The organism is Clostridium sp., assembly GCF_029258205.1.
Taxonomy (GTDB): Bacteria; Bacillota; Clostridia; order Clostridiales; family Clostridiaceae; genus Sarcina.
In genome coordinates, this window is the sequence record NZ_JARHZJ010000009.1 from 1 (window position 1) to 4,082 (window position 4,082).

Consider the following 4,082-nt stretch of genomic DNA (forward strand, 5'->3'; position numbering starts at 1 on the left):
ATAATATATAATAGATCTTTTTAATTATTATTAATATTCATTAGTTTTTGGGAGTTTTTTTATTTGTCTGTAGCTTAAGGTTATAGAAAATATATTTATTAATAAGTATATTGAAATTAAAAATATACCTTTAAATTTGTATGAAAAGTTTACCCTAGATATAAAAATAAATGTTATTGAATAGATTAGTATCAGTGGCATTATCTTAACAAGTGGTTTAAGCATTAATTCTATATTATTAAATACTTCTGATAAGTTTAGTATTGATTTCTTTGTAGAAGTAAAATCTGTAGTAATATTTATAAGTATTGTTGATATCATAGTGAATATTACTATTGTATTTAATAAAATTATATTTAATATATTATTATTTATTATAATGATTAATATATTTATAGAAATTAAATTTATTATATTAAATAATAAAGCTATACTAAGTTTGGAAATAAAAAAGTGCTTATTATTAAAAGGTAAAAAGTTTAATAATTTTAGATTGTTTGTTTCTCTTGAAAATGCAAAAGTTCCAATTGTATTAAAGCTTGTCATAGTTACTGATAGTATAACAACTATAAACATCAAAAAAAATTCAGTTGATTTTATAACATTTGATATATTTGAAGTAACTAATATTATAAATAAAAAGAAAATAATATTGGGTATAATAGCATTTGCAAATAAAATAGGAGTTCTTAAAATTTCTTTTAAATCTCTAATTATAAGGGAAATTATAAGATTATGTGACTTAAATTTAAAATTTTTATTGTTGGTTATTTTAGATTTAGTTTGTAAAAATTTAAATTTAGAACCAGATAAAATTACATCTAAATAAATATCACTTGTATAAAATATAAACAAAGTTATATTAGTTATAATTATAAATAATAAGAAATAGTCAATTGATATCTTATTTAAAAATAATTTAGGTATAAAATTAAAAAAATTATAGAAATCAATTTTATTATTTATAATATAAAAGTATATATAAATTATATTTAAAAATTGAACAATACAAAAAAATATTTTATTTAATAAAAATTTTTTTGTACTACTAAAAAATAGTGATATAAACAAGAAAAAATTAAAAATAATAAATATACATATTATTGGTATTAGTAGAGTTAAAGTTATTGCTTTAAAATAATAGTAGATTGTCCAGTTTTTTAAGATTCCAAAAGTTATTAAAAGAACTAGGCCAATTAATGATATCATTAATCCTTTTAAATATTCCAAAAAGCACTTAGAAAAGAATATATCTTTAGATTTTATTGGATAGAACCATAAATTAAAAATATCACTTTCTAAAAAAAAGTTATTAATTATTCCAATAATAGTTATTATAGATATAATTATAATTTCAATATTTAAAATCATATTTAATATAATATTTTCTAAATTTAAAGCACTTAAAGTTGGATAGTTTTTGATAATTGAAAATTCTAAAGGGAAAATAATCAATAATAAAATAAATATAAATACAGTTATTTTATCTGTTTTGTTAAGAGTGCTATGTGAATTAAAAATTGTATTATATTTTATCTTTAAATCAACCTTAATTAACTTCCAAAATCCCATTGTTATTTAACACCTCCATGTATATTTCTTCCAAAGATGTATCTTCATTAAAGTTTTTTTTGAGATTTTTTATATTTCCACTATATAAAGTTTTACCTGATTTAATTAATATAAGTTCATCACACAAGTTTTCCATTATTTCCAATATGTGTGATGATATTAATATTATGTTTCCTTGTTTAGCATATTTTTTTATGAATTCTTTAAGGTTATGACTTGAAGAAGGATCTAAACCATTAAATGGCTCATCTAATATCCATAATTTAGGTTTGTGTAATAATGATGCAATAATAAATATTTTTTGTTTCATTCCCCTTGAATAATCTTCTATTCTTTTGTCTAAATGATTTGTCATTTCGAAAAAATTGGATAATTCCCAAATAATTGTCTTTCTTTCAGTTGAAGATATTTTATAAATATCTGAAATAAAATTAAGATATTCTATTCCTTTTAGTTTTAAAAATCTGTTTGAATTATCACTAACATATCCTATTAATTTCTTAACTGAGATGGAGCTTGTATCCATTTTTTCACCAAATATTTCAATGCTACCACTAGTTGGATTAGATAGTCCTATAATCATATTAATAGTACTTGTTTTTCCAGCTCCATTTGGACCAATTAAGCCTATAACATTTCCTTCTTTCATCTCAATATTAATATTATCAACAGCCTTAAATTTACCATAGTGTTTAGTTATATTTTTTATAGAAATCATACACATCCTACTTTCTTATAATTTATTAAAATAATTATACCATTAAAAGAAAAAAAAACAATGAAAAAACATAAAAGTAATTTATTTACATAATATATTATTTATGGTGAAATAAAAAATGTCTTATGATAAATTTAATTAAATTGTGGGAGGGAATTAATATGAACAATTTTAATCCAGATGCATTAGCTATGATAGGACCAGATTTTGAGGAAAGCTTTTCTCAAGGAGAAACTAAGGTTGATATAGAACCAAGAACTGTTTCAGCAGTAGTATCTACTTATGTTTCTACTGTATTTATAGGTAGTCTTAGTTTAGCATCTTGGGCTAGTGCTACAACAAGCAAATAAAAAATTTAATTTAAAAGTATAAAAATAAAAATAATATTATTAGTGTAATATTTATATTATATTAATTTTATTATTTTTATTTTTTAAAAAGGGGATAAAATTAATGAATATAAATGCCGTTTTGACTAATAATGAAAAATTAAAAAATTTTAATGGTCAATTATTAGATAAAGATTGTTCAACACAAATTTTAACTGAATGGATTAATAAAGATAATATATTAAAATATGAAAATATTATACATAAGTTAAAATTGGAAAACATAACCCAAGAGCAATTTTCAACAATTTTAAATTGTAAAGAAGATATATATAATTTAGATATTCAAACTATGGAATGGTATAAGATTTACAATGAAATAATTAATTTTTATAAAGATAATAATAAATTTGAATTGTATGATTATAATAATGTATTTTACTTTTTAAATATATTTATAAATTGGGCAAAAATTAAAATAGATAATGAAATTAATAAATATAATAATATCCAAATATCTAAAGATTGTGTAATTAAGATGCTAATAAATGTAGGACTTAATTTAACTAACATTTGTAGTAAAACTATTATTTATGAATATTATAATCAAAATTATAAAGTGTTTAAGGAATTTAATATTAAAAATTTTAATAATATAAAAAATACTACAATCTTTTTAGAAAAGTATCCAGTTATGCTTAGAAGATTGTGTATTAAAACTAAACACGTAGTTGAAAATTATTTAGAATCACTTAAAAGAATAGATGAAGATTATATGGATATAAAATTGGTTCATAATATATCTTCATTAATAACTAACATTAAAGGAAATTTAGGGGATACACATGCTGGTGGGAAATTTGTTGTTGAATATGAATTCAATAATAATACTAAAATAATATATAAGCCTAAAAACTTATTTATAGCAAAAAAGTTTTACGAGTTGTTATCATGGATAAATAAAACTTCAAACTTGGAAAAGTTAGCAATACCAAGAAATTATTATAATGATTTTTATACAATTGAAGAATATATAGATATTAAGCAATGTGAAAATTATGATGAAGTAAAAAGATATTACAAAAGAATTGGACAACTAATAGGTTTAACTTATCATTTAAAGGGAAATGATTTTCATCATGAAAATATAATAGCTAGTGGAGAGCATCCATATTTAATAGATTTAGAAACTCTTTTTGTACATTCATTTAAAGATAATATAGAGGATGTTTTTGATGTTATTTCTTTAAATTATGAAGAATCTATAAATGCAATGTCATTTTTACCTAGCAATACTGCTTTTATGAATAAAAATGGACAAGGTATAGATATAAGTGCATTAAGTTATAAAGATCAAAAATTACCATTTAAAATATTACAATTAGTAGGAGATATAAATAATCCTAAGTTTGAGTATAAAGAATTTAATGTTAAGTCTCAGAATAATATTCCTTTAGTTAATA

4 protein-coding genes are annotated in these 4,082 nt (G+C 19.8%); 3 read left to right on the forward strand and 1 reads right to left on the reverse strand.

What is annotated here, in order from left to right; genetic code table 11:
• Positions 1-439 precede the first annotated feature (439 nt).
• Positions 440-829, forward strand: a complete 390-nt coding sequence (locus tag Q1J60_RS01025) for a hypothetical protein (RefSeq protein WP_138289873.1) — start codon at positions 440-442, stop codon at positions 827-829.
• Positions 830-1,549: 720 nt separating this feature from the next.
• On the opposite strand, the gene Q1J60_RS01030 is transcribed toward Q1J60_RS01025, so the two are convergent.
• Entirely contained in the window at positions 1,550-2,290 is a 741-nt protein-coding gene (locus Q1J60_RS01030) for an ABC transporter ATP-binding protein (protein WP_300257307.1), read from the reverse strand.
• 161 nt (positions 2,291-2,451) lie between these two features.
• Between Q1J60_RS01030 and Q1J60_RS01035 the strand changes: the two genes are divergently transcribed.
• Together Q1J60_RS01035 and Q1J60_RS01040 are read left to right on the forward strand one after the other, a co-directional pair.
• The gene (locus Q1J60_RS01035; RefSeq protein ID WP_111936944.1) at positions 2,452-2,640 is read left to right on the forward strand and encodes a hypothetical protein; all 189 of its coding nucleotides are present in this window, start codon (positions 2,452-2,454) and stop codon (positions 2,638-2,640) included.
• Between the two features lie 103 nt (positions 2,641-2,743).
• Positions 2,744-4,082, forward strand: a 1,339-nt coding sequence (locus Q1J60_RS01040; RefSeq protein WP_300257310.1) for a DUF4135 domain-containing protein, incomplete at its 3' end; no start/stop codon positions are given.

Bases quoted from the DNA above. Each gene is read 5' to 3' on its own strand.
- Q1J60_RS01030 (WP_300257307.1), bottom strand. From the start codon at position 2,290: ATGATTTCTATAAAAAATATAACTAAACACTATGGTAAATTTAAGGCT.
- Q1J60_RS01035 (WP_111936944.1), top strand. From the start codon at position 2,452: ATGAACAATTTTAATCCAGATGCATTAGCTATGATAGGACCAGATTTT.